Annotated in this window: 2 protein-coding genes; both read left to right on the forward strand. The window is 62.0% G+C overall.

What is annotated here, in order from left to right; genetic code table 11:
• A partial coding sequence (gene rpoB, locus Q0C59_RS18990) for a DNA-directed RNA polymerase subunit beta (protein WP_291218511.1) occupies nt 1–3,810 on the forward strand: 3,810 nt, incomplete at its 5' end.
• Between the two features lie 78 nt (nt 3,811–3,888).
• Nucleotides 3,889–4,196: hypothetical protein (locus tag Q0C59_RS18995; protein ID WP_291218513.1), on the forward strand; the 308-nt coding region annotated here is incomplete at its 3' end.

Genomic DNA, 4,196 nt, shown 5'->3' on the forward strand with positions numbered 1-4,196 from the left:
GCCCGCGTGCAGCTCATCATCTATGACCGCGAGTCCTCGACCGCGCAGTCCAAGGTGATCAAGGAAGTGAAAGAGCAAGAGGTCTACATGGGCGAAGTGCCCCTGATGACCGAGAAGGGCTCCTTCATCATCAACGGCACCGAGCGTGTCATCGTGTCGCAGCTGCACCGCTCGCCCGGTGTGTTTTTTGAACACGACAAGGGCAAGACTCACAGCTCGGGCAAGCTGCTGTTCTCGGCTCGCATCATTCCTTACCGCGGCTCCTGGCTCGACTTCGAATTCGATCCCAAGGACGTGCTGTTCTTCCGGGTTGACCGCCGCCGCAAGATGCCGGTCACGATCCTGCTCAAGGCCATCGGCCTGACGCCGGAAACCATCCTGGCCAACTTCTTCGTCAACGACCACTTCCGCGTGATGGACAGCGGCGCGCAGATGGCCTTTGTGCCCGAGCGCCTGCGCGGTGAAGTCGCCCGTTTCGACATCACCGACAAGGCCGGCAAGGTTGTGGTCGCCAAGGACAAGCGCATCACCGTGCGCCACACCCGCGAACTCGAGCAGTCGGGCACCACGCACATCAGCGTGCCTGAAGACTTCATGATCGGCCGCGTGGTGGCGCGCAACATCGTGGACGAAGACACCGGCGAGATCATCGCCAAGGCCAACGAAGAGTTGACCGAAGTGCTGCTGAAGAAACTGCGCACTTCCGGTGTGCAGGACCTGCAGTGCCTCTACACCAACGAACTCGACCAGGGCGCGTACATCTCGCAGACCTTGCGCATCGACGAAACCGCTGACGAGTTCGCTGCGCGCGTGGCCATCTACCGCATGATGCGCCCCGGCGAGCCGCCGACCGAAGACGCGGTGCAGGCCTTGTTCCACCGCCTGTTCTACAACCCGGACACGTACGACCTGTCGCGCGTGGGCCGCATGAAGTTCAACGCCCGCGTGGGCCGCGACGAATCCACCGGCGCCATGGTGCTGTCCAACGAAGACATCCTGGCCGTGGTCAAGATTCTGGTGGACCTGCGCAATGGTCGCGGTGAAGTCGATGACATCGATCACCTGGGCAACCGCCGCGTGCGTTGCGTGGGCGAACTCGCCGAGAACCAGTACCGCACCGGTCTGGCGCGCATCGAGAAAGCCGTGAAAGAGCGTCTGGGCCAGGCCGAGCAAGAGCCGCTGATGCCGCACGACCTGATCAACTCCAAGCCGATTTCCGCGGCCCTCAAGGAGTTCTTCGGCGCGTCCCAGCTGTCGCAGTTCATGGACCAGACCAACCCGCTGGCCGAGATCACCCACAAGCGCCGCGTGTCGGCTCTTGGCCCGGGCGGTCTGACCCGCGAACGCGCCGGCTTCGAGGTGCGCGACGTGCACGTGACCCACTACGGTCGCGTTTGCCCTATCGAGACGCCTGAAGGCCCGAACATCGGCCTGATCAACTCGCTGGCTTTGTACGCTCGCCTGAACGAGTACGGTTTCATTGAAACCCCGTACCGTCGCGTGATCGAAGGCAAGGTCACGAACCAGATCGATTACTTGTCGGCCATTGAAGAAGGCAAGTACGTCATCGCGCAGGCCAACGCCACGCTCGACGGCGAAGGACGCCTGACCGGTGACCTGATCTCCGCCCGTGAAAAGGGTGAATCGATCCTGACCCCGTCCGACACCATCCAGTACATGGACGTGTCGCCGGCGCAGATCGTGTCGGTCGCGGCATCGCTGGTTCCGTTCCTGGAGCACGACGATGCGAACCGCGCGCTGATGGGCGCCAACATGTCACGCCAGGCCGTGCCCGTGCTGCGTCCTGAGAAGCCGCTGGTGGGCACCGGTATCGAACGCGTCGCCGCGATCGACTCCGGCACCGTGGTGACCGCCACCCGTGGCGGCAAGGTCGACTACGTGGACGCGACCCGCATCGTGGTGCGCGTGAACGACGCCGAAGCAGTGGCCGGTGAAGTGGGTGTGGACATCTACAACCTCATCAAGTACCAGCGTTCCAACCAGAACACCAACATCCACCAGCGTCCCATCGTGAAGAAGGGCGACCAGCTGGCCAAGGGTGACGTGATCGCCGACGGCGCATCGACCGATCTGGGCGAGATCTCGATCGGGCAGAACATGCTGATCGCCTTCATGCCCTGGAACGGCTACAACTTCGAAGATTCGATCTTGATCTCCGAGAAGGTTGTGTCCGAAGACCGCTACACCTCGATCCACATCGAGGAACTGGTGGTGATGGCGCGCGACACCAAGCTGGGTGCGGAAGAAATCACCCGCGATATTCCCAACCTGGCCGAGCAGCAGCTCAACCGCCTGGACGACTCCGGCATCATTTACGTGGGCGCCGAGGTGTTGCCCGGCGACGTGCTGGTCGGCAAGGTCACGCCCAAAGGCGAAACCACCCTCACGCCTGAAGAAAAGCTGTTGCGCGCGATCTTCGGCGAGAAGGCTTCCGACGTGAAGGACACTTCGCTGCGTGTGGACCAGGGTTCACAGGGCACCGTGATCGACGTGCAGGTCTTCACCCGCGAAGGCATCACGCGCGACAAGCGCGCCCAGCAGATCATCGACGACGAGCTCAAGCGTTTCCGCCTGGACCTGAACGACCAGCTGCGCATCGTGGAAGCCGACGCCTTCGACCGGATCGAGAAGCTGCTGATCGGCAAACTGGCCAACGGCGGCCCGAAGAAGCTGTCCAAGGGCACGACCATCGACAAGGCCTACCTGGACGATGTCGAGAAGTACCACTGGTTCGACATTCGCCCGGCCGACGACACCGTGGCGGCCCAGCTCGAGTCGATCAAGAACTCGATGGAGCAGACGCGCCACAGCTTTGACCTGATGTTCGAAGAAAAGCGCAAGAAGCTCACGCAAGGCGACGAGTTGCCCGCGGGCGTGCTGAAAATGGTCAAGGTCTACCTGGCCGTCAAGCGTCGCCTGCAGCCGGGTGACAAGATGGCCGGCCGTCACGGCAACAAGGGTGTGGTCTCCAAGATTGTGCCCGTGGAAGACATGCCTTACATGGCTGACGGCACGCCTGCCGACATCGTGCTCAACCCGCTGGGCGTGCCTTCGCGCATGAACGTGGGGCAGGTGCTCGAAGTCCATCTGGGCTGGGCCGCCAAGGGCCTGGGCCAGCGCATCGGCGACATGCTGCAAGCCGAAGCCAAGGTCTCCGAGCTGCGCGGTTTCCTCGACACCATCTACAACCAGGCCGGCAAAAAAGAGTCGCTGGGCGACATGAGCGATGCCGAAGTGGTCGAGATGGCCGAGAACCTCACCACCGGCGTGCCGTTCGCCACCCCGGTGTTCGACGGTGCTTCGGAAGACGAGATCCGCACCATGCTCAAGCTCGCGTATCCCGACGACATCGCCGAGATCAAGGGCTTGACCGCCACCCGCACCCAGGCGCAGCTGTACGACGGCCGCACGGGTGACGCTTTCGAGCGCAAGACCACCGTGGGTTACATGCACTTCCTGAAGCTGCACCACCTGGTCGACGACAAGATGCACGCCCGTTCCACCGGTCCTTACTCGCTCGTCACCCAGCAGCCGCTGGGCGGCAAGGCGCAGTTCGGTGGTCAGCGTTTCGGCGAGATGGAGGTGTGGGCGCTGGAAGCCTACGGTGCCTCGTACATCCTGCAGGAAATGCTCACCGTCAAGTCGGACGACGTGCAAGGTCGCACCAAGGTCTACGAGAGCATCGTCAAGGGCGAGCACACGATCGAGGCGGGCATGCCCGAGTCGTTCAACGTGCTGGTCAAGGAGATCCGCTCGCTCGGTATCGATATTGAGCTTGAGCGGTCCTGAGACCTTGCGGGACAGACCAGAAACTGCGCAGCCGTTTTTGCTCTGTCCTCAACTGATTAACGATTTGGAAAGAGTCACATGAAATCTTTGCTCGACCTGTTCAAACAGTTCACGCCCGATGACCACTTCGATGCGATCCGCATCGGTCTGGCCTCGCCTGAAAAAATCCGCTCGTGGTCCTTCGGTGAAGTCAAGAAGCCCGAGACCATCAACTACCGCACCTTCAAGCCCGAGCGTGACGGTCTGTTCTGCGCCAAGATCTTTGGCCCCATCAAGGACTACGAATGCCTGTGCGGCAAGTACAAGCGTCTGAAGCACCGCGGTGTCATCTGCGAGAAGTGCGGCGTTGAAGTCACGCAGACCAAGGTGCGCCGCGAGCGCATGGG

This window comes from Hydrogenophaga sp. (assembly GCF_022844385.1).
Classification (GTDB): domain Bacteria; phylum Pseudomonadota; class Gammaproteobacteria; order Burkholderiales; family Burkholderiaceae_C; genus Hydrogenophaga.